General features: G+C 30.1%; 25 protein-coding genes. 14 read left to right on the top strand and 11 right to left on the bottom strand.

The window, feature by feature from the left end; all coding sequences use genetic code 11:
- Positions 1-70: 70 nt before the first annotated feature.
- Both rimO and tilS read left to right on the top strand, forming a co-directional pair.
- Entirely contained in the window at positions 71-1,387 is a 1,317-nt protein-coding gene (rimO, locus tag L8X30_RS00480) for a 30S ribosomal protein S12 methylthiotransferase RimO (RefSeq protein WP_263678439.1), read from the top strand.
- Positions 1,377-2,339 (top strand): tRNA lysidine(34) synthetase TilS, encoded by a 963-nt coding sequence (gene tilS, locus L8X30_RS00475; RefSeq protein ID WP_263678438.1) that lies wholly within the window; start codon positions 1,377-1,379, stop codon positions 2,337-2,339. Before rimO ends, tilS begins: the two co-directional genes overlap by 11 nt.
- On the opposite strand, the gene L8X30_RS00470 is transcribed toward tilS, so the two are convergent.
- Both L8X30_RS00470 and L8X30_RS00465 read right to left on the bottom strand, forming a co-directional pair.
- A complete protein-coding gene (locus L8X30_RS00470; RefSeq protein ID WP_263678437.1) occupies positions 2,320-3,687 on the bottom strand; it encodes a phosphomannomutase/phosphoglucomutase in 1,368 nt (455 codons plus the stop codon). The two genes, tilS and L8X30_RS00470, sit on opposite strands and share 20 nt — an antisense overlap.
- Before the next feature lies 1 nt (position 3,688).
- Entirely contained in the window at positions 3,689-4,693 is a 1,005-nt protein-coding gene (locus L8X30_RS00465) for a GGDEF domain-containing protein (protein WP_257904646.1), read from the bottom strand.
- A gap of 53 nt (positions 4,694-4,746) precedes the next feature.
- On the opposite strand from L8X30_RS00465, the gene L8X30_RS00460 reads away from it, so the two are divergent.
- From L8X30_RS00460 to L8X30_RS00450, 3 genes are read left to right on the top strand one after another with little or no spacing between them, the layout of a single operon-like run.
- A complete protein-coding gene (locus L8X30_RS00460) occupies positions 4,747-6,321 on the top strand; it encodes an ABC-F family ATP-binding cassette domain-containing protein (protein WP_047207957.1) in 1,575 nt (524 codons plus the stop codon).
- Complete coding sequence (locus L8X30_RS00455) at positions 6,318-6,650, top strand: hypothetical protein (RefSeq protein ID WP_257936421.1); 333 nt, start codon at positions 6,318-6,320, stop codon at positions 6,648-6,650. The genes L8X30_RS00460 and L8X30_RS00455 overlap by 4 nt, the downstream gene beginning before the upstream one ends.
- Before the next feature lie 50 nt (positions 6,651-6,700).
- Positions 6,701-7,033, top strand: a complete 333-nt coding sequence (locus tag L8X30_RS00450) for a hypothetical protein (RefSeq protein WP_214099013.1) — start codon at positions 6,701-6,703, stop codon at positions 7,031-7,033.
- A 19-nt stretch (positions 7,034-7,052) separates the two neighbouring features.
- Here the strand turns inward: L8X30_RS00450 and L8X30_RS00445 are convergent, their stop codons facing one another.
- Entirely contained in the window at positions 7,053-7,634 is a 582-nt protein-coding gene (locus L8X30_RS00445; RefSeq protein WP_263678436.1) for an IMPACT family protein, read from the bottom strand.
- 74 nt (positions 7,635-7,708) lie between these two features.
- Between L8X30_RS00445 and galU the strand changes: the two genes are divergently transcribed.
- The 4 genes from galU (at position 7,709) to L8X30_RS00425 (ending at position 11,228) form a co-directional block, all read left to right on the top strand.
- On the top strand, positions 7,709-8,539 hold the full coding sequence (gene galU / locus L8X30_RS00440; protein WP_039667975.1) for a UTP--glucose-1-phosphate uridylyltransferase GalU: 831 nt from the start codon (positions 7,709-7,711) through the stop codon (positions 8,537-8,539).
- The gene (locus tag L8X30_RS00435; protein ID WP_263678435.1) at positions 8,529-9,752 is read left to right on the top strand and encodes a glucose-6-phosphate isomerase; all 1,224 of its coding nucleotides are present in this window, start codon (positions 8,529-8,531) and stop codon (positions 9,750-9,752) included. Before galU ends, L8X30_RS00435 begins: the two co-directional genes overlap by 11 nt.
- A gap of 129 nt (positions 9,753-9,881) precedes the next feature.
- Positions 9,882-10,331: a Dps family protein gene (locus tag L8X30_RS00430; RefSeq protein ID WP_039667974.1), complete on the top strand. Its 450-nt coding sequence runs from the start codon at positions 9,882-9,884 to the stop codon at positions 10,329-10,331.
- Between the two features lie 9 nt (positions 10,332-10,340).
- Positions 10,341-11,228, top strand: coding sequence for an alpha/beta fold hydrolase (locus L8X30_RS00425; protein WP_263678434.1), 888 nt, complete (start codon positions 10,341-10,343; stop codon positions 11,226-11,228).
- A gap of 3 nt (positions 11,229-11,231) precedes the next feature.
- Here the strand turns inward: L8X30_RS00425 and L8X30_RS00420 are convergent, their stop codons facing one another.
- Positions 11,232-12,395 carry a 2,3,4,5-tetrahydropyridine-2,6-carboxylate N-succinyltransferase gene (locus L8X30_RS00420; protein ID WP_257910393.1) on the bottom strand — a complete coding sequence of 388 codons (1,164 nt, stop codon included), beginning with the start codon at positions 12,393-12,395 and terminating at the stop codon, positions 11,232-11,234.
- Positions 12,396-12,404: 9 nt separating this feature from the next.
- Entirely contained in the window at positions 12,405-13,508 is a 1,104-nt protein-coding gene (locus L8X30_RS00415; protein ID WP_039627878.1) for an Mrp/NBP35 family ATP-binding protein, read from the bottom strand.
- A gap of 107 nt (positions 13,509-13,615) precedes the next feature.
- On the opposite strand from L8X30_RS00415, the gene L8X30_RS00410 reads away from it, so the two are divergent.
- From L8X30_RS00410 to L8X30_RS00390, 5 genes are all read left to right on the top strand, one after another.
- Entirely contained in the window at positions 13,616-14,731 is a 1,116-nt protein-coding gene (locus L8X30_RS00410) for a bifunctional 2-C-methyl-D-erythritol 4-phosphate cytidylyltransferase/2-C-methyl-D-erythritol 2,4-cyclodiphosphate synthase (RefSeq protein ID WP_263678433.1), read from the top strand.
- On the top strand, positions 14,728-15,603 hold the full coding sequence (locus tag L8X30_RS00405; RefSeq protein ID WP_039667971.1) for a response regulator transcription factor: 876 nt from the start codon (positions 14,728-14,730) through the stop codon (positions 15,601-15,603). The genes L8X30_RS00410 and L8X30_RS00405 overlap by 4 nt, the downstream gene beginning before the upstream one ends.
- Complete coding sequence (locus L8X30_RS00400; protein WP_263678432.1) at positions 15,581-16,741, top strand: sulfate adenylyltransferase; 1,161 nt, start codon at positions 15,581-15,583, stop codon at positions 16,739-16,741. Before L8X30_RS00405 ends, L8X30_RS00400 begins: the two co-directional genes overlap by 23 nt.
- A 2-nt stretch (positions 16,742-16,743) precedes the next feature.
- Positions 16,744-17,235 (top strand): phosphatidylglycerophosphatase A, encoded by a 492-nt coding sequence (locus L8X30_RS00395; RefSeq protein WP_133319620.1) that lies wholly within the window; start codon positions 16,744-16,746, stop codon positions 17,233-17,235.
- Positions 17,236-17,301: 66 nt separating this feature from the next.
- Positions 17,302-17,724 (top strand): hypothetical protein, encoded by a 423-nt coding sequence (locus L8X30_RS00390; RefSeq protein WP_263678431.1) that lies wholly within the window; start codon positions 17,302-17,304, stop codon positions 17,722-17,724.
- Between the two features lie 165 nt (positions 17,725-17,889).
- Here L8X30_RS00390 and mnmA read toward each other — a convergent pair whose 3' ends face one another.
- The 6 genes from mnmA to L8X30_RS00360 are packed head-to-tail and all read right to left on the bottom strand — an operon-like array spanning position 17,890 to position 22,450.
- Entirely contained in the window at positions 17,890-18,906 is a 1,017-nt protein-coding gene (gene mnmA / locus L8X30_RS00385; protein WP_263678430.1) for a tRNA 2-thiouridine(34) synthase MnmA, read from the bottom strand.
- On the bottom strand, positions 18,869-19,504 hold the full coding sequence (locus tag L8X30_RS00380) for a TIGR00730 family Rossman fold protein (protein WP_263678429.1): 636 nt from the start codon (positions 19,502-19,504) through the stop codon (positions 18,869-18,871). The genes mnmA and L8X30_RS00380 overlap by 38 nt, the downstream gene beginning before the upstream one ends.
- Positions 19,501-20,340: a flagellar motor switch protein FliY gene (fliY, locus tag L8X30_RS00375; RefSeq protein ID WP_039617433.1), complete on the bottom strand. Its 840-nt coding sequence runs from the start codon at positions 20,338-20,340 to the stop codon at positions 19,501-19,503. Before fliY ends, L8X30_RS00380 begins: the two co-directional genes overlap by 4 nt.
- On the bottom strand, positions 20,330-21,421 hold the full coding sequence (gene fliM / locus L8X30_RS00370) for a flagellar motor switch protein FliM (protein ID WP_263678428.1): 1,092 nt from the start codon (positions 21,419-21,421) through the stop codon (positions 20,330-20,332). Before fliM ends, fliY begins: the two co-directional genes overlap by 11 nt.
- On the bottom strand, positions 21,421-22,107 hold the full coding sequence (locus tag L8X30_RS00365) for an RNA polymerase sigma factor FliA (RefSeq protein ID WP_039627867.1): 687 nt from the start codon (positions 22,105-22,107) through the stop codon (positions 21,421-21,423). The genes fliM and L8X30_RS00365 overlap by 1 nt, the downstream gene beginning before the upstream one ends.
- A complete protein-coding gene (locus tag L8X30_RS00360; RefSeq protein ID WP_039617428.1) occupies positions 22,094-22,450 on the bottom strand; it encodes a hypothetical protein in 357 nt (118 codons plus the stop codon). Before L8X30_RS00360 ends, L8X30_RS00365 begins: the two co-directional genes overlap by 14 nt.
- Positions 22,451-22,457: the final 7 nt, after the last annotated feature.

Below are 22,457 nucleotides of genomic sequence, written 5' to 3'. Positions count from 1 at the left end.
TCTTTCTAATTTTTGATATAATTTAATCTTATAATTTTAGCAAAAAAATAAAACATTTAAAGTGAGAAATATGCCAAAACTTTTTTTAATGTCTTTAGGTTGTAATAAAAATTTAGTTGATAGTGAAATCATGCTTGGAAGATTAAGTGATTATGAAATTTGCGATGAGCCAAGCATAGCTGATGTTTTGATTGTAAATACCTGTGGCTTTATAGATAGTGCTAAAAAAGAAAGCATAAATGCGATTTTAGACTTACACGAGCAAAGAAAAAAAGATTCATTGTTAGTTGTAACAGGATGTTTAATGCAACGCTACCGCGAGGAATTAATGAAAGAACTACCTGAAGTTGATCTTTTTACCGGTGTGGGAGATTATGAAAAAATTGATGAAATGATACTTAAAAAAACTAATCTTTTTTCCAATTCTACTTACTTGCAAGATAAAAACACCAATCGCGTAATCACAGGATCAAACTATCATGCTTTTATCAAAATAGCTGAAGGATGTAATCAAAAATGTTCATTTTGCGCTATACCAAGTTTTAAAGGCAAACTCAAATCAAGAAGCTTAGAAAGCATTGTAAATGAAGTAAAAGAACTTGTTAAAAAAGGCTATAAAGACTTTTCTTTTATCGCTCAAGATACAAGTTCGTATTTGTTTGATCAAGGTCAAAAAGATGGACTTTTAAAGCTTATTGAGGCTATAGAAAATATCCAAGGTGTAAAGGCTGCTAGAATTTTATATCTATATCCAACAAGCATTAGTAAAGAAGTGATAAAAAAAATTATTCAATCAAAAGTTTTTGTAAATTATTTTGATATGCCTTTGCAACACATCAGTGATAATATGCTTAAAATCATGAAACGCGGAGCTAATAAAGCTAAATTAATCGAGCTTTTAAATTTAATGAAACAAGCTCCAAATTCGTTTTTACGCACAGGTTTTATAGTAGGTCACCCTGGAGAGAGTGATGAGGACTTTGAAGAATTATGTACTTTTATAAAAGAATTTGGTTTTGATAGAATTAGTGTTTTTGCTTATTCTAAAGAAGAAGATACCGCAGCTTTTGACATGGAACAAATTCCTAGTAAAATCATTAATGCAAGATTAAAAGTGATAGAAAAAATCGTCGATGAATGTATAGAAAAAAGTTTTAATCAACAAGTTAGTAAAAAAACTTTAGCATTTTGTGAAGGTCAAAGCTCTGAAGGAGAATTTTTCATCGGTGCAAAAGATTTGCGTTGGGATAGAAATATAGATGGAGAAATTCTCATCAATGAAAGTGATTGTGGAGATTTAGAAATGGGCAAACTTTATGAGTGTGAAATCACGCAGAGCTTAGATAAAAAACTCATTGCAAAAGCTTTAAGAAAGTTTGATGATTGATAGCAAATATTTAAATCATTTAAAGCAAGGGAAAAATCTTTTAGCATTTTCTCATGGGAGTGATTCTAGTGCTTTATTTTTCATGCTTTTCGAAAAAAATATAGATTTTGATCTTGCTTTTATAAACTATAAAACTCGTAAAAATAGTGATAAAGAAGAACAAAGTGCCAAAGAATTAGCCAAGCGTTTTCATAAAAAAATTTACATCAAAACTGCACCCAAGATAACAAAAAATTTCGAAGCCCATGCAAGAGCTTTGCGTTATGAGTTTTTTGAAGAGCTTTGCAAAAATCACTCTTATGATAATCTTTTACTAGCTCATCATTTAAATGATAAACTAGAATGGTTTTTAATGCAATTTTCCAAAGGTGCAGGGCTTAGAGAATTACTTGGTTTTAAAGATATTGAAAAAAGAAAATATTTTACCATCATAAGACCCTTGCTTGAAATTCCAAAAGAAGAAATTTCAAACTATCTAAAAGAAAACAATATCACTTATTTTCATGATGAGAGTAATGATGATGAAAAATATTTTAGAAATTTTATACGCAAGAATTTTGCCAATGAGTTTTTAAAGCTTTATCCAAATGGAGTAAAAAAGAGCTTTAAATACTTAGAAAAAGATTTAAAAGAAGAAAATATTTATGAATTTAAAAATATTTACATCACTCATAAAGATGAAAGTTTAATCGCAAAATGTTTTAAAAAGCTTGGAGTGCTTTTAAGCGCCAAACAAAGACAAGAAGCACTAAAAGGCGATGGAGTGATTTCACATAAAATAGGCATTGTTTATATACAAGAAAAAGTTTTGATTTTTCCTTTTGTAAGTTGTGAGAAAATACCAAAAGAATTTAAAGAAATTTATAGAAAAGCAAAAATTCCTAAACTCTTAAGAGCATATTTATATACAAAAAATATTGATGTAAAAGAACTTATGCAAGCTCTTTTATGATTTCTTCGAAAAGTTCTTTTACTCTTGCTTCTAAAAAGTCTTTAAATTCAGCACTTGTAGCTTCAGTGCGCATGATAAGATACGGGCTTGTATTAGAAGCACGCAAAAGCGCCCACCCTTCTTTAAAGGTGATTCTAACTCCGTCAATTTCATTACAATCAAGCACATTTTCAAAAGCGTTTGCTTTTACTTTTTCTTTAAATTTTTCTATGATTTGAAATTTATTTTCCTCACTAACTTTAAGCTTAATCTCTTCACTTGCATAAAGTTTTGGTAATTCTTTAACCAATTTTTCTATATCAAAACCATTTACTAAAAGCTCTAAGGTTCTTAAAAATGCATAAATTCCATCATCATAACCAAAATATCTATCTTTAAAGAAAATATGCCCACTAAGCTCTGCTGCTATGTCGATATTTTGCTCTTTCATCATTTTTTTAATGTTAGAATGCCCGGTCTTACCCATCATGATAAAACCAAATTTAGCTACCTCATCAAAAAGGTTTTTAGAACATTTTACTTCACCTAAAACTCTAGGATTTTTTATATTTTTAGCAAATAAATAACAAAGTTCATCGCCCTTAAACACATAGTCTTTACTTGCTACTACTAAACGATCTCCATCTCCGTCAAAAGCAAAGCCCATTTTTGCATTTTCATTTTCTTTTAGCGCAACTTGCAATGCGTGTAAATTTTCAAGCTCTGTTGGATCAGGTGCATGATTTGGGAAATTTCCATCAGGATTTTCAAATAAAATTTGTGCATTAAGATTTAATTTTTCCACCAAAGGCTTTATAATCACTCCAGTGGCTCCATTTGCACAATCAATAATGATTTTTTCTTTATAGCCCTTAAGATGTGAAAAATGCTTAGCTAAAAAGTCTATATATAAGCTTTTAACATCATAATTTTCATATCTTAAATCATCATTGATTTCAAGTTCTAAATACTCTTGCACTTTTAAAGAAAGTTTTTTCAAATCAGCACCAAAAAAACTTTCTTTGTTAATCGTGATTTTAAAGCCATTGTATTCTTTTGGGTTGTGCGAGCCTGTTATCATGATGTTTGCATCAAAAATTTCATCGAAAAACAAGCTAAAATAACCCATAGGAGTTGGTGCTAAGCCTATATTGAAAACTTGCATATTAGCTTTATTTAAACCACTGATTAAATAGTTAAAAAGTTCATTTGCACTATATCTTGCATCATAACCTACGCTTACTTTCTCACAACCTCTTGCTTTCATTTCTAAACCCAAGGCATAACCTATAGCTTTTACACTTTTTTCATTCAACTCACTTGGGTAAAGCCCTCTTATATCATACTCTCTAAAAATCAAATCTAACATTTTAATCCTTTTGCCTTCTAAGTTCTAATTTTGCTTGTTTTAAACTTTCTTCTATGTTTTCATTTTTGCTTGATAAACAAAGTTTAATTTCTAATTTTGCATTTTGCTCTTTCAATTCAAAACTATATTTTTGCATAAAATTTTCAAGCATTTGAAGCTTACTTTGAACAAAAGCTATATTTTCATTTTCAAATACAATGATAAAATAATCCTTATCATCTTTAAAAACCCTAGCGTGTAAAGCTTTTTTTAAAATCCTAGCAAACTCATACATTACAAACTCGCCCATTTTTGAGCCTTTTTGATGATAAATTTCATTGATATTTTTTACTTCAATCAAGGCTAAATGAAAATTTTCAAGCCCTTGGGCATATCTTCTTAAGGCTTTTAAATTTGGCAAATTGGTTAAAGTGTCAAAAAAGGCTATTTTATAAGCTTTATATGCTAAAAATCCTATCAACACTAAAGAAGCAAATTCATAATAACCCAAATCAACACTATTGTAAAATAAAAACTGCACACTCAAGCCCATATAAGCAAGTAAGAAATGAAAATCATTGTTTTTAAAATACGAAAATAATAAAAATATCATTCCCGCCCAAAACACACAAAAACTTAACTCACTAATAGGCTTAAAAAATTGTGTCGAAAGACCAAAAATTTCGCTTGTAATGCTTGCATTAAAATTAGTACTTGTACTAAGTATTAACGCTACAAAACCCATAAAGGCTAAATATGCAAATTTAATGAGATTAATTCTTTCAAAAACAAGTTTGCTATCTTGTAAAAATACAAAAAGTACAAAAGAAAAAGGCAAAAATACCGAGATAAACAAATGCGCTTGATACTCACTTGCTACTAAAGATAAAGCTCTAGCACATAAAATCAACAAAAGTAAGAAAAAAATCTTATTTTGCTTAAAAAAATAAGCTAAAAATAAAGCTAAGATATTAAAAACCAAAGTCATACTAGGCAATGTTTTTAACAATAAATACGAAAAATCCAAAATAATAAACCTTTTTTTGTTAAAATTATAGCAAAAATATTTTAAGGATATTAATGGTAGAAGTAAAAAATCTCACTATGCGTTTTGCGAACCAGCTTTTATTTGAAGATGTAAATTTAAAATTAAACCGTGGTGAAAGATATGGACTTATAGGCGCAAATGGCGCAGGAAAATCAACCTTTTTAAAAATTCTCTCAGGTGAAATAGAATCAAGCAGTGGAGAAATTTGTATAGATCCAAATTTAAAAATCGCAGTGTTAGGACAAGATCAATTTGCTTTTGAAAATTACACTATCAAAGATGCGGTAATGTGTGCAAATAAAAGATTATACGATGCACTAAAAGAAAAAGAAAAACTTTATATGAGTGAAGAATTTACCGATGAAATCAATGATAGATTAAGCGAGCTTGAAATCATAACAGCAGAAGAAGATCCAAACTATGATTGCGAGCTTAGATGTGAAAAAATTCTTAGTTCTTTAAATATAAAAGATTTTAATGCTCTCATGAGTACTTTACAAAGTGCGGATAAATTTAAAGTTTTATTAGCTCAAGTATTATTTTTAGGTGCTGATGTATTATTTTTAGATGAGCCTACAAACAACCTTGATTTAGAAGCTATTTCTTGGCTTGAAAATGAGCTTTTAAGACATGAGGGAACTTTAGTAGTAATTAGCCATGATAGACATTTTTTAAATAAAGTTTGTACAAGAATTTTAGATGTAGATTTTAAACAAATACGTGATTTTGCTGGAAATTATGATGATTGGTATATGGCTTCAACCTTACTTGCTAAACAAGCTGAACTCAAACGCGATAAAACTTTAAAAGAAAGAGAAGAATTAGAAAATTTCATACGCCGTTTTAGCGCTAATGCTTCAAAAGCCAAACAAGCTACAAGCAGAGCTAAAGCTTTAGAAAAACTTGAACTTGAAGAGATTAAAACTTCAAGTAGACGTGATCCTAGTATAGTTTTTAGAACAAATAGAGAAATAGGAAATGAAGTTTTAGAATTAAAAGGTATTAGCAAGGCTTATGATAAAACTTTATTTGAAAATTTAGAATTAAAATTAGAAAAAGGTGATAAAATAGCCTTAATTGGCGCAAATGGTGTTGGAAAAAGCACTTTAGCTAAAATCATCGCATCAAAATTAGAACCTGATAGTGGTCATATTCACCTTGGTGCCACCATAGAAATGGGATATTTTTCACAAGATACAACGAATTTAATTAATGAAGATTTGAAACTTTATGAATGGCTAATGAGTGAAAAATTCAAAGATTTGGATGAAATTCGCAAATGTCTTGGTAGAATGCTCTTTAGCGGAAGCGATCAAGAAAAAATGGCTTCTAGTTTAAGCGGGGGTGAAAAACACCGCTTAATGCTTTCAAAATTAATGTTAGAACGCGGAAATTTCTTGCTTTTAGATGAACCGGATAATCATTTAGATCTTGAAAGTATCATTGCATTAGGCGAAGCCTTGTATAATTTCAAAGGTTGTGTGATATGCATAAGCCACGATAGAGAACTAATTAGTGCTTTTGCTAATCGTATATGGTTTTTAGAAGATGGAAAACTAACAGACTTTAAAGGAAGTTATGACGAATTTTTAGGAGGTTTAGAATGAATTCGTTTAAGATAAAATATGCAGCTGGTTTTGGACATTTTACTCAAAATCACAGAGGTTTTGGTCCAACTATTTATGTAGAAGAAAGTATTGATTTTCAAAGTGAAAAAGATTATTTTGACTATGTTGAATTTTATGAAAAATTCAGCAAAGAAGATGATACTTATTTTCACATTTCATTTTTAGAAGATCGCCCTTTAACTTCTAAAGAATTAGAAAGTAGAAATGCTTATAGAAAACTAAGAGATGAACGCTGTAATAAAGCTAGAGAAGAGTTTATTAAAAACAATGAAATAGAAGCTGAATACTACCCAACTCATGGCGATTAAGGAATGATTTTTGCTTGTTTTTTCCTTGTAATATTTTGAAAGGAGAAAGCATGCAAGTTAACCATGATAATTTATCGGTTAAAGAGTATGGATATGGTCAAAGTAGTGCTTATAAAAGCACTCAAGGAGCTAATGAAGACTTTATGTCTTTACTTAGTCAAAACAATAGTGAAAATTTAAACGAGCAAAGTATAAAACTTGATGAGCTTTTTTCAAAAGCTATGAGTCAAGATCAATTTAGCACAGGAATTTTTAGCTCAAATATGTCAAATATTTATAATTATCGTTTTAGAGGACAAAACGAAACTCCTATGCAAGCTAATATAGAAGACAAACAAGAACCACAAAAAGATATGGTAAAAGATCTTTTAAGTTCTTTATAAAAATGAAGTAAGCAAACGCTTACTTCCAAACAAGTCCGCTAAATTCAAACTCTTTTGCAAATTTTTTAAATTCCTCCTCTTCTTTTGCATTAACGCTTAAAACCAGTTCAACATTTTCTTGAAATTTTTTTTCATAAGAAATGTTATTTTTATTTAAAAAATGCTCAAATCTTGCATAAAGATGAAAAGGAATGTTTAAATTTAAAATATTTTTAGCTTCAAATTCTAAAAGCGTTGCATTTAAAATAGCTTCATTTGTAGCTTCACTATAAGCTCTTACAAGACCACCTGTACCAAGTTTAATCCCTCCAAAATAACGCACCACAATCACCGCGCAATTAACAAGCAAAGCCCCTCTTAAGACATTCAAACAAGGCATTGCAGAAGTTCCTTTTGGCTCACCATCATCGCTTTTATCTTCTATGATTTGATCAAATTCATTTAAATACCGATAAGCATATACAAAATGCACGGCTTTTAAATGCTCATTTCTTAGCTTTTGCATTAAAGTTTGAAAATCTTCAAAAGGACATAAAAAAGACAAAAAAGTTGATTTTTTGATTTCTATTTTTGCTTGATAAATTTGATCAATGGTTTTCATTTTTTCCTTAAATTAGTTATAATATTTAAATAAAATTATAATCAAAACAACTTATAAAAATTTAAGGATAAACTATGCTTCAAACTTGTATTTTTCCTGCAGCAGGTTATGGTACTAGATTTTTACCTGCTACAAAAACCCTACCTAAAGAAATGCTACCAATTTTGACAAAACCTTTAATTCACTATGGTGTGGATGAAGCTTTAGAAGCTGGTATGGAAACTATGGGTTTTGTTACAGGGCGTGGAAAAAGAGCTTTGGAAGATTATTTTGATATTTCTTATGAACTTGAACACCAAATTGCAGGCACTAAAAAAGAATATCTTTTAAGTGAAATAAGAACACTCATAGATCGTTGTACCTTTACTTTTACAAGACAAAATGAAATGAAAGGCTTAGGAGATGCGGTTTTAAAAGCAAAGCCTTTAGTGCAAGATGAAGCTTTTGGGGTAATTTTAGCAGATGATTTATGCGTAAATGAAGATGGGGTAAATGTCCTAGCTCAAATGGTAAAAATTTATGAAAAATACCGCTGCTCTGTTATAGCTGTGATGGAAGTTGAAGCTGATCAAGTTTCAAACTATGGGGTTATAGCAGGAAATGCTGTGGAGGAGGATTTAATCATGGTAAATTCTATGGTAGAAAAACCCGATCCAAAAGATGCTCCAAGTAACTTAGCTATCATAGGAAGATACATTTTAACGCCTGATATTTTTGGCATTTTAGAAAATACCAAAGCAGGTAAAAATGGAGAAATTCAACTAACTGATGCCTTACTTTCACAAGCAACTAATAATATGGTTTTAGCTTATAAATTTAAAGGAAAAAGATTTGATTGTGGAAGCGTAGAAGGCTTTGTGGAAGCGACAAATTATTTTTATGAGAAAAGTAAAAATGCTAAATAATACTTTATTTTTTAAAACCCAAGATTTTAAAAAAATCACCGCTTATGCAAATAGAATGAATGATGAGTTAGAAAGTGGCGATATAGGGTATTATCACTTAGTAGATACGAGCTTTGATTTAATCAAAGAAAGTAAAGAATTTATCGCTACTAAAACACATATAGAAAATATCGTTTTAGTAGGTATGGGTGGATCAAGTTGTGGAGTTAAAGCTTTAAAAGAGCTTTTATTTGATCAAATAGAAGAAAAAAAACTTTTTATTATTGACAATACTTCCTCGCATACTTTTACCCAAACTATGCAAAAAATAAATCCCCAAAAAACACTTTTCATTATAGCAAGCAAATCAGGTACAACCATAGAGGTGATTTCTTTATTTAAACTCATCATTGCTCATTTTGATTTTAAAAATGAAAATTTACACGAAAACTTTGTGTTTATTACTGATTTTGAATCAAAACTTCATAAACTAGGTGAAGAATTAAACATAAAATGCTTTTTTATACCTAAAAATGTCGGTGGTAGATTTAGTGTTTTATCTGCTATTGGTATTGTTCCCTTGAGCTTTTGTGGGTATGATACTAAAGCCTTATTAGAAGGTGCAAAAGCTTGTTATGTGGATTTTTTTGAAAAAAAATGTGATCAAATTTTGCAAAAGGCTTATCATTATTGCACGCATAAAAGTGCGCATATTAATGTGCTTTTTTCTTATGGAGATGCTTTTAAAGGTTTTAATGAATGGTATATTCAACTAATTGCTGAAAGTCTAGGTAAAAAACAAGGCTTTAAACGCATAGGTTTAACTCCTATTGCTTTAATTGGCGCTAGAGATCAGCATAGCTTTTTACAACTTATCATGGATGGACCTAAAGATAAAACTGTTACTTTTTTAAAAATCAAAGATAGTCAAAAATCTCCTAGTATCCCAAACATAAGCTTTAATCATTTGCAAAATTGTGATTTTACTAATGAGGTTAATTTGCATGATCTTTTAAACGCGCAATGTGATGCAACCATGCATGCATTAATTGCTGAAAATTTAAGCGTTGATATCATAGAACTTGAAAAATTAGATGCTTATCATTGTGGGTATTTGATGTATTATTATGAGTTATTTACTTCTGCATGTGGCATTATGCTTGGAATTAATACTTATGATCAACCTGGTGTAGAGGTAGGAAAATTAATACTCAAAAATATGTTAAGTAAATAAATTTGCTTTATTGTAAAAAAAGAGTATAATGAAAATATAATAATTACTAACATTAAAATTTATTAGATAATAATTATTATTATTTAAGAATTTTATGTTATAATTTTAAAAATAAAAAAAGGAGATAACATGTCAGTAACAAAACAATTATTACAATTACAAGCGGATGCTCATAGTTTATGGATTAAATTTCATAATTATCACTGGAATGTAAAAGGTTTACAATTTTTCTCAATTCACGAATATACAGAAAAAGCTTATGAAGAAATGGCAGAGCTTTTTGATGATTGCGCTGAGAGAGCTTTACAACTAGGAGAAAAAGCTATCGTTTGCTCAAAAACATTACTAGAAAATGCAAAAGCACCTAAGGCTCAAAAAGATTGCTTTACTCCAGTAGAAGTTTTAGAACTTATTAGAGAAGATTATAAGTATCTTTTGGCTGAATTTAAAAAGCTAAATGAAGAAGCTGAAAAAGCAAGTGATACTACAACAGCAGCATTTGCTCAAGAGAATATTGCAAAATATGAAAAAGTTCTTTGGATGCTTAACTCAACTATCCAAAATACTTGCTCTATGTAAGAATTTATAATGTTTTTTGACTTGCAAAGCTTTATTGCTTTAAGTCAAAAAACAAATTTAACTTCCCAAGAAAAACTACTCTTATTAAAACTTCGTACTCATTTTGAAAAAAATATCGATTTATTGCAAAAATTATATGATTATAGTTTGGTAGCTTATTGTGCTAATGCATATTTAAATCAAAGCTTAAAAAAAGAAGGCTTGCAAAAACACAAAGCCATTATAAAAGCTTTAACTAATCCTTTTTATAAAAAAGAAAAAATCCCCGTAGGTGGTTTAAACAATGCATTTTTAGCTTTAAAATTTGTAAAAAATTATGAAATACTTGAACACATCAACGAAACACACCCTCAATCTAAAATAGGTTTTAGGGCTAGTTTTATTTATGATAAAAAAAGAAAAAACTATATTTTAGCCTTTGCAGGGAGTGATTTAAATCCTTTGTGTTTTGATTTTAAAGATCTTTATAGTGATTTTTTGATTTTACTTAACAAAACTCCAAAAGGCCAAATTCAATCCATGCAGTATTTTTATAATCAACTCAAACAAAAATATACCATTGATAAAAATCTCATCATTATAGGACATTCTTTAGGAGGATATCTAGCTCAAGCTTTTGCAAGAACCTTTCCTAGCGTGGTAAAAGAAGTCTATGCCTTTCAAGCACCTGGTTTAAACCAAAACTTTCAAAATCTTTCTTATATAAATTTTCATATAAATACCACCCATAATTTAAATTTCAAAACTTACAAATGGTGGAATTTTAATTTTGTGCAAAAGCTTTATAAAAAAGATAGCAAGGAGATTTTACTACACACAGGAAGCATTAAACATCATCCCAGCATGTGTATTTATAAACTACATGAATTATTAAAATTCTTAACCCACAAGGGCTAAGAATTAATGCAAATCTTCATTAAGTTTTACAGCCTTTTTATTAAAAGCTACTATCATCACTCCACTTTGAGAATCTTGTCTAAAATGTAAACCATTTAATCCTGCTAATTCTAAACCTTTGTATATATCTTTATCAAATTTAAAATCAGGATTGATTTTTTGAAGTTCTTCTTTATTTTTTAAAGCAAATTTAGTCCCTTCTAAAACAGCAATACCCGCATCAACGATACAATTATCCCCTAAAGGAATTCCAGTAACCGAATTTGCACCCAAAAGACAAGCTTTACCGATGCTAATAGCATTACCACTTGTACCACTTAAAACACCAAGTATAGAAGCACCGCCTCCTACATCACTACCTTCGCCAACAACAGCTGAAGAACTAATACGTCCTTCTACCATACAAGCTCCAGTTGTACCTGCATTAAAATTCACATAAGCAGCCCCTGGCATTATAGTAGTGCCTGCAGCTAAAACCGCACCCATTCTTACTTTAGAGCTTTCTAAAATTCTAGTATTATCCTCAGGAATAACATGAGCTAAAAATCTTGGAAATTTATCTACATAATCAATCCTTGGATACCTTCCACTCATTTTTAAATCAATCTCATTTTCTCTTAAAAAGTCTAAATCAATAGGCTTATTATCGCTCCATGCAACATTTGGTAAAATCCCAAAAGCGCCTGTTAAATTTAAACTTCTTAAAGGTACTTTTTTATTGGAAAGCAAATAAAGTTTTAAATACACACTTTCTAAACTTTTTGGTGCCTCATCTTCAAAAATACAAACAAAAGAAAAAGCATTTTCTCTAAAATTTTCCTTTGCTGCTTTGATTGCTTCTATATTTTTATGGCCTTGCTCTTGCAAAAATGGCGCAAAACATTCAAGTGCAAAATCCAAATCTTCTTTAATCAAAGTAGCCACAAACTCACTTTCGTTAAAGTCAACATCAACCCCTCTTCTAAAAAAAGCTTCGAACATAACAGCTGCAGCAGCATAATTTTGCTCAAAATTAATCACACCAAAATTGGCTTGAAGTTTTTTACTAGGATCAACTTGACTTAGATCAAGCCTTGCTATAGCAAAAGCTTTAGGCTTTTTATAATTAATCCTTTGTTCGATTTGCTTGATTAAATTTAAAAATTCTTCTTTACTTTCTATTGGCATATTTTCTCCTTATTGCGAGCACGCACTTTTGCCATTCATTACAGGTTGAATAGCTGAATTATCTACTTTACCTTCTTGATTAACTTTTTCTATAAATTCCCAAATTTTTTCAGCAGCTTGCAAATATCTTTTTGAACTTACACTCTCAGGCATATAAAAACTTACAGGCTTACCACTATCTCCACCTTCTCTTACACTCATTTCGATAGGAATTTGAGCCAAAACTTCACATTTATAAGCTTTTGCCATTTCTTCTGTGGTGCCTTTACCAAAGATATCATATTCTTTGCCATTATCAGGACATAAAAAGCCACTCATATTTTCTATAATACCCGCAACAGGAATGTGTAATTTTTCAAACATATCTAGCGCTCTTTTGCTATCATCTAAAGACACTACTTGAGGAGTACTTACACACACACCTGCACTCACTGGCACACTTTGAGCTAGGGTAATTTGTGCATCACCAGTTCCTGGAGGCATATCAAGCAATAATACATCAAGTTCAGGCCAAAGCACATCAGCTAAAAGTTGCTCAATTGCTTTCATAATCATAGAACCACGCCACATCAAACCTTTACCTTCTTCTATTAGCACACCCATACTCATCATATAAACCCCATGAGATAAAATAGGACGAATTTTTTGACCTACAATTTCAGGCTTGCTTTTACTCTCACCTAGCATTCTTGGTATATTTGGCCCATAAATATCTGCGTCCAAAAGCCCTACTCTTTTGCCCATTTTAGCTAAAGAAATCGCTAAATTTAAAGTTGTAGTACTTTTACCTACCCCACCTTTACCGCTTGAAATCATAAGGAAATTTTTAATTTGTGGAGCGATATTTTTACCACTTCTTGAATTGCTTTTTTCTTCAGGAATTTTTGGTTGAATGATTTCTAAATTAAGCTCTAAATTTAAATCTTTTAAAGCATTTGCGATGTTTAGTCTAAGCTCTTGTGCGATTTGAGCATTAGCTGAAACAATTTCAACTACTATATGAGCTTGATTTTCGTTTGATTCAATTTTTTTTACAAAACCAAAACTAACTATATCTTTTTTAAAGCCTGGATATATAACTTGTTTTAGTCTTTCTTCGATTTTTTCCTTCAATTTTTCTCCTTATTATTTAAAATGATTAATTCTACTAACATAAATATAAATTTTGGCTTTTATGGTGTATAATATCGTAACATTAATAAGAAATTAGGGTGTAACAAATGTTAGATATTTCCTTGATTATGCTATCTGCTGGAGAATCATCAAGATTTAATGCTCCGGTAAAAAAGCAGTTTTTACGACTAGGCGAACAACCTTTATGGCTTTATGCTACTAAAAATTTAAGTTCTTTTTATCCTTTTAAACAAATAGTTGTTACTTCTGGTAATATTTCTTATATGAAAAAATTTGCCCCTGAATATAAATTTGTCCAAGGTGGTGTAACTAGAGCACAATCTTTACTCAATGCTTTAAGTATGATTGAGAGTGAATATGTTTTAGTTAGTGATGTTGCAAGGGTTTTGATTTCTAAAAATCTTTTTAACAATATCATAGAAAATCATGACAAAGCTGATTGTATTACACCTGTTTTAAAAGTAAGCGATACTACAATTTATGCTCAAGAAGCTATTGATAGAGATAAAATCAAACTCATACAAACCCCTCAACTTTCGCGCACAAGTATGTTAAAAAAAGCTTTAGAACAAAGCTCAAACTTCACTGATGATAGCACAGCTATACAAGCTATTGGTGGTAAAATTTGGTATGTGCAAGGTGATGAGTTAGCTAAAAAAATCACCTTTAAAGAAGATTTGAAAAGCTTAAATTTACCAAAACCATCTTGGGATATTTTTAATGGAAATGGCTTTGATGTGCATGAATTTGGAGAGCAAAGAGCCTTACTTTTAGGTGGAGTAAAAGTGCATGAAAATATGGGTTTAAAAGCTCATTCTGATGGAGATGTGCTAGCTCATGCGCTAATTGATGCGCTTTTGGGTGCAGCAGGTCTTGGAGATATTGGTGAACTTTTCCCAGATAATGATATGCAGTATAAAAACGCTGATTCTATGCTTTTATTACAAAGTGCTTATATTTTAGTGCAAAATTATGGTTTTGAGCTTGTAAATGCTGATATTACCATCATAGCCCAAACACCTAAAATGAAAGATTTTAAAGAAGCTATTGCTTTTAATATCGCTAAAACATTAAAAACCACACCAAATAAAATCAATATCAAAGCTACCACTACAGAACATCTAGGTTTTGTAGGAAGGAAAGAAGGGATTGCTGTTTTAGCAAGTGTAAATTTAAAATATTTTGATTGGATGAAATTATGAAAGTTTTAATAGTAGAAAATGAATTTTATTTAGCCCAAAGCATAGGATCAAAGCTTAATTCTATAGGTTATGATTGTGATATTATCGCAAATGTTAATGAGCTGACTCATCATGATTATGAAATCATTTTGCTTTCTACTAGTATGGCTAATTTTGAACATATTATAGAAATTTTTAAGCATAAAATCATTATTTTACTCATATCTTACATAAGTTCAGATACTGTTTTAGCTCCTTTAAAATCTGGTGCTAGTGATTACATACAAAAACCTTTCATGATAGAAGAATTAATGCGCAAGATTAAGCATTTTCAAGAATTTAAAAAAATCACTATGCTAAATAGCACCTATCAAGCATATTTAAAACATAAATTTGAAACAGCAAAACTACCAACTTTTGATTATAAAAAATTCAAATTACCTTTGATTTTAAAAACTAATAATCAAATTTTTGCTGATCATTTTGTATTTAATTATACTAATGAGCACAACATCGCAAATGTTTATATAGATCTTTCACACCAGCAAAATTTAGATAAAATTTTCAAAGACAATTCTTTGTATTATTTGGTTAATTTTCAGACCCTAAAGCCTTTAGAAAAAGAAAAGGTGTTAAACCTTGCTTTAAAAAAGGCTGTTATTATACATACAAGTACGAATATTGAGCATAGCAATTTTCAAATTTTAGAGCTAGGTGAAGATGAAAAAAGTTTTGAAAGTAATGGAATTTTAACCATTGATGATTATGTTAAGCATATTATCATTAGTTATCAAAATATCTTTCCTGATACGGATTTATCCAAAAAATTAGGAATTTCAAGAAAATCTTTATGGGAAAAAAGGAAAAAATATGGCATTACAAAGAAAAAATAGCATTATAATCTCAGAAGAAGAATACGAAGTTTTATGTTTCATTAAAGAAGGAATTTTTGGTTCTTTTACAAAATTGATGAACGAACAAGAAAGAGATGAATTTTTAAAAAATGAAGCAATAAACGGATATAAATTTCCCTATGCCTTAACTTTTGCTCCACACAATGAAAACAAAAAAATCATAGAAAATGCCAAAGTTAAAGACAAAATAGATTTTGTATGCAATGATCAAATAGTAGGCCACATCATCTTAGAAAGTAAATTTAAAAACGATAAAAATATTAATGATATTTTTACACCTAATACATGCTTGATTGATGATTTTGGAGAAATTTGCATTAGTGGTGAATTTGAAATTTATCACAATCGTATCAAGGCTATAAAAGAAGATTTTGAAAAAATCAAAAAAAGATTAAACCCTTCTAATATCACTGCTATTGTTTCAAGCTTTGATCCTTTTCATAGAGCGCATGAAAGAATTTTAAGATGGGCTATAGAGCAATCTGATCTAGTAATTATTTTCCTTATAGAATCTTATGAAAGTAATGGTTTAAATCTAAAACTTAAAAAGCGTTGCTTTGATGTTTTTGCGCAAAATTATTTACCATCCTCTAGAGTTTTACTCATACCTTTACATAATATCAAAATTTTTGCCTCGCATTTAAATCCGGTGCTTGAGTGTGCTTTGGCTAAAAGTTTTGATTGTAATAAACTTTTTGTAGGACAAAATCACGCAGGGCTTGGAATGTATTTTAATCAAAACAGAGCCTTTACTGTACTTGATGATTTTGCAAAAGATTACAATATAGAAGTAACTATACTTCCTGAATTTGTATTTTGTGATGAGTGTAAAATGATAGTAAGTACCAAATCATGCCCACATGGAGCTCATCATCATATGAAATATCATGGCGATTCTTTAAAAAATTTACTCAGACTTGGTATCATTCCACCAGCAGTTTTTATAAGAAGAGAAATTTCTGCTTTGATTTTATCAGAGCTTTTTCCAAATCGTTTCCATAATAAACAAAATATCTATAGCAATCTTTTCCCTACGCATGGTATTTTAGAATATAGAGGCGATAAAGAATTTTATGAGCAACTTATAAAACTCCATCAAATGTCATATATGGTGTAATCATGCAAAAATTATTTTTAACTTTTTTTTATTCAGGTAGTGTCAATAAAGCCCCAGGAACTTTTGGCACAATAGCAGCGTTAATTCCTGCTTTTTTTATTTTAAGGTATTTGGGTATAGGAACCTTGATCTTACTTGCAATTTTGCTTTTTTTAATCTCTATAAAAATCATCGATCAATACGAAAAACAAACAGGTATACATGATGATAAGCATATTGTAATAGATGAAGTTGTAGGAGTGTTTTTAGCTTTGGCAATTTGTGGACAAAGTGTTTTTACTTTTTTGCTTTCTTTTGTTTTGTTTAGATTTTTTGATATTACAAAACCTTCTATCATAGGTAAAATTGACAAAAAAACCAAAGGCGGTTTAGGTGTAATGCTAGATGATGTTTTAGCAGGAATTTTCGCAGGATTATTTAGTGCTGTGATTTATGGAATTTTACTTAAATTTGATCTTTTATGGTTTGATATAAGTATTATGGAGATATTTTAATTCGTAATTTTTTGATTTAACTTCATTTATGATAAACTTCACAAACTAAAACAAAAAGGATAAAAAATGATTAAAAAAACAATGTTTGGCGCTTTAGCATTAATTTCTTTTATAGCATGTGCTAATGGAGTAGATTATAAATATGATTCAAGTAGAGGTTCTAAAGGTGGTTATGATTTATTCATTAAAACTTTAAAAAAAGATTATGGCTCTAATGTTGTGATAAAAAGCCTTAAAGATGTTGATTTAAATGCTTTAAAAGAAAAACACCCTGAAGTAGCTGAAGATTTTGAAGAGATAAAACCGACTCAAGATGAATTAGCTAAAGAAGTTGCAAATGGACAAATACAATATGGCGATGTTGTTTATATCAACTATAAAAATGGCGATTTGAATAAACATGAAATAGTTTATGGCATGTGTGATACAAGAAAATGGAATAAAGAAAGATGTGAAGATCGTGGAGCAATTGTTGATATGACTGAATAAAATCAACCTATCAAATGCAATATAATTTTTCTAAGATAAGATTTACTTAATCTATCTTAGAAAAACCTCAACTACAATTTTCTTATCTTCTATTACAATAAAATAATTTTAATTTTTAAAAAAAGTTAGTATAAAGGGTGAACGCCAAAGGAAAAACCTTTAGCATTAATTTATAAATCCACTTGCAAGCACTAAATCTTTATCGTAAAATACTGCCATTTGTCCGCTAGCAAGCCCATAAACAGACTCTTGTAAGATGATTTTTGCACTTTTATCTTCATTAATCAAAACTTTACATGGGGTTGATCTTGATCTATAGCGTATTTTTACTTCACAATCTAACTCTTTAGCATCGATAAATAAATTAATATTATCAAGTTTAAATTCACTTATCTTAAGCTCTTCTTTTTTACCCACTATGATTTCATTTTTCTTAGGATCAATTTTTAATACAAAATGTGGCTCATGAGCCCCACGCACTTCAAAACCTCTTCTTTTACCTATGGTATAGTGCATATAACCTTCGTGTTTTCCTACTTCTTTTCCACTACTATCTCTTACAATACCTGGAATTTTAGTATCCATAAACTGATCTAAAACTTGCACATAAGTATCTTCCACAAAACAAATCTCAGAACTTTCCTTTTGTGTTGCAAAAGATTTTAAAACATCGATTGTAGAAGCAAATTTTTTCACATCTTCTTTTTTCATCTCTCCAAGAGGAAAAATCAAATACCCTAAAGCCTCTTTCTCTGCATTTGCTAAAAAATAGCTTTGATCCTTACTCTCATCAACTGCAGTTTTAATCAAACCATTTTCTATCCTTGCATAATGACCTGTGGCTAATTTTTCACAACCCAAACTCTTAGCAAATTCTAAAAGCTTGCCAAGCTTGATAAAACGATTACACAAAGCACAAGGATTTGGCGTCTTTCCTTCTTTGTAAGTATTAACAAAAGGCATATAAACTTGATTTTTAAAGTCTTCTTGTAAGTCTAAAATATGATATTTAATGTCTAAAAATTTAGCAACTTTTTCAACTTTTTGTATATTTTCTTCATGATAATTAGCTTTTCCATGAAGCTTCATATAACAACCTATGATCTCATGTCCTGCTTGTTTTAATTTATAAGCAGTTACAGTACTATCTACACCCCCACTCATCGCAACAAGAATTTTCATCTTTTTCCTTTATCATTCTTATAATTTCATCCAAATCATCACTTATACTATACTTTAACTCATCATTTTTAGATATAGTTCCAAGTTCTAGCAAAGAAGTTTTGATAAATTCATCAAGAGGTTGCCAAAATTTTTGCCCAACTAAAATAATAGGAACATCCTTTTTAAAACTAAGTTGTTTAAGAGTAAGAATTTCAAAAAATTCATCTAATGTTCCAAAGCCGCCTGGGAAAATCACAAAAGCTAGACTCTTTTGAATAAGAGCCATTTTGCGAATGGCTAAGCTCTTAAAAGTGATATTATACTCTAAAAAGTCATTTGCTTTTTGCTCAAATGGTAAATGTATATTAAATCCAAAAGATTTTAAATGTGAAGCTTGACTTTGCATAGCCCCATAATTTGCAGCTTGCATAATACCACCGCCACCACCACTGATGATACTATAACCAAGATCTGCTAACTTTTGGGCTAATTTTGAAGCCAAAATACAATACTCATTATCTTCTTTTAAGCGTGCAGAACCAAAAAAAGTTATGCCTTTTTGAATTTTTTCTAATTCTTTAAGATGAGCAACGTCCTCAATAATACATTCTTTCATCTTAGTTGTTCTAATCTTTCTTTTTTAGAGCCTATCTCAGTAATTTGCACTCCAAAGTTTCCATCTACGATAACCACTTCCCCATAAGCGATTTTTTTATCACCTATTAAAATTTCTAAAGGATCATTTGCTAATTGATCAAGCTCGATAACCGAACCTATATCCATAGTTAAAACATCTTTTAAAAGCATTTTTTTACTACCTATACGCACTCTTATAGGTAAACGCACATCCATGATCAAACCGATATTTCTTAGCTCTTCTACATTAGCCAAGGCCTTATGATCTTGCGTATGATCTTCATTTGTTGCTACAATTTCTTCTAAGTCAGTTTTGGTTAAAATCTTATAAATTTTTTCATCAAAAACCAAAGAAATTTTTTCTTCTAAATCAGCTATTTTTACATTATATAAATATAGTTTATGAAAACCACCAAGTTCTAAACTATCTGCAACAAATTCACAATTTTCTAGGCTAAACTCCATTTTTGGAATTTCTTTTTGCGCGCCTAAGGTTGTAGAAAATGCTGAGATGATATTTTGTATAGCTTCTTTAGCAGCATCCATTTCATCTTCATTAAGCTCACTGTTTTTGGAGATTTCTTCTTCTCCCATCATCCACTCACCAATTGCACTCATTAAAACTGCACTGGCTAGGATTTTAATTTTCATTTCATTATTAACGCTAAAAGTAGCACTAACTAGTGGTGGAGTCATAGAATCTTGAGAATTTACATCATACTCATAATACTCACTAAATTCAGCACTTTTTCCTGTTAAACCTTCTATTGTACTTACACATTCATTGACGAATATGCCTAAAAAATCATTGATCATCGTCTTCCTCTTCTAGTTCTTCATTATCATCATACGAATTTGCTTTTGCTCTTCTTTCATCTTCATATTTTTCAAGCATTTCTTTAATCTCATCTTTATCAGTTTTGATAAGTTCTAAGATTTTAATTGACTTTCTAAATCTATGAAGCCCCACTTGAGCTAAAAATACTTCTTTTTTATCAATAGCTACTATAGCTTTATCATCTGCACTTCTATCAAGCTTTAAAATATCTCCTTGTTTTAAATCTAAAAATTCATTTACATTGATAAAAGTCTTACCAAGCATAGCTTCATAAATTACCTCAGCACGACCGATCAAGGTTTTAAGTTCTTTATTTCTTGATTTTTTAGCCGAAGTTTCACCCATCATAATATCACGATTTGCCAAACGACTCAAAATACTTTCCAAATGCACAACCGGATAGCAAATATTTACCATACCGCTTGAATTTCCGATGATAATCTCCATTACCACCATAATAACAATTTCATTTTGAGAAACTATTTGCACAACATTTGGACTTGATTCTTTTGCTTCAACACTTGGATAAATTTCAGTAACATTCATCCAGCTTTCTTTTAGTCTTTGCATAATAATACGCAAAATAGAATCAAGCAAATTGAGCTCGATTTCTGTAAGCTCTCTTAAGGTGTCAAAACTCTCTCCTTGACCACCTAAAAGTCTATCTATCATAGGAAAAGCAATGCTTGGATTAATCTCTAAAACGCAGTTTCCATCTAAAGGCTTAATCGAAAAAACGTTAAAGCTTGTTGGCGAAGGCAAAGACATCAAAAACTCACCATAAGTCATTTGATCCACTGAATGTAATTTAATCTCAACTATACTTCTCATCATAGATGAAATTTGTGAAGCAAGATTTCTTGCTAATTTATCATGAATCCCTTTAATAGAACGAAGTTGTTCTTTAGAAACCCTATTTGGACGCTTAAAATCATATACTACTATATCTCTTTTATCTTCTAGCTCTTCTAATTTCGAAGAAGCTGTACTCTCATCGCTATCATCATCAACAACTTCTAAAAGAGCATCAATTTCTTCTTGGGAAAGTATCTCAGCCATTAAACTAGCCTTTCTCTAATCTTCTTAAGCAAACGCTTATGAATTTGTGAAATTCTTGACTCGCTAATCTCTAAAATCTCTGCAATTTCTTTTAAATTTAATTCTTCATAATAATAAAGCTGTATTACAAGCTTTTCTCTTTCTTTAAATTCTTCCAAAACTGCATTGATTTTTTCGATTAATTCTTCTTTTTCTATTTGTTCTATGATATTGCTATCATTAAAGCAATTTAGCTGTTCATCCAAAGGCATAACAAGCGATATAGCATGAGCTGCTCTTGCTTCTTTTACCTTTTCTACTTCTAAATTTAGTCTTTGTGCTAAATACTCATCATCGGGTTCTTTTTCATTTTCTTGATAAAACTCATCTATAATAGCATCAATATCTTTGATAATTTTTCTATTGCTTCTACTCATTACATCAAGGCTTCTTAGATAATCAAGCATAGCTCCATTCACTCTTTTTCTTGCAAAGCCCCAGAAATTATCATTTTGTTCTTTATCATAACGGCGTGAGAGTTTGATCATTTCCTCTACACCGATACTGATTAAATCATTTACATCAATGCTAGCAGGCAAACGCTCTTTAAGTCTAAAAGCCATAGCTCTTAATGCTGGCATATAAGAGATAACTAAGTCATCTTGCTCTTTTTTTAGCGTAGAAGCATAGGCATTATGCGGCTGCATGTTTTACTTTTCTTTTTGAAGAGCTTTCAAGCTTTTTAAGGTCTTCACGCTCTTCTTGAAGTTTTTCAAGCAAGTAATCCATTTTCTTTTCTCTTGCGGCTAATTCTGCTATAAAACTATTATTTTCATTTTCGTATTTTTCTTTATTAAAGCTTCTACCGCTAATTTTATTAACATCTACAAAAATCATAATTACTATATGGATTAACACATAAAATACAAAAGTAATCAAACAAGTATATACAACTATCTCTACTGCATCTTCTATATTAACTATGGTAAACATTAATCCTATAAAAAAACCACAAACAGTAAAAAAAGCAACAAAATTCTCTGGTCTCATCTTTTTC

It is taken from the genome of Campylobacter sp. CNRCH_2015_0338h, assembly GCF_025772785.1.
Lineage (GTDB): Bacteria > Campylobacterota > Campylobacteria > Campylobacterales > Campylobacteraceae > Campylobacter_D.
The sequence above is the reverse complement of the archived record's forward strand: the minus strand, read 5'-3'. Positions and strand labels throughout refer to the sequence as shown.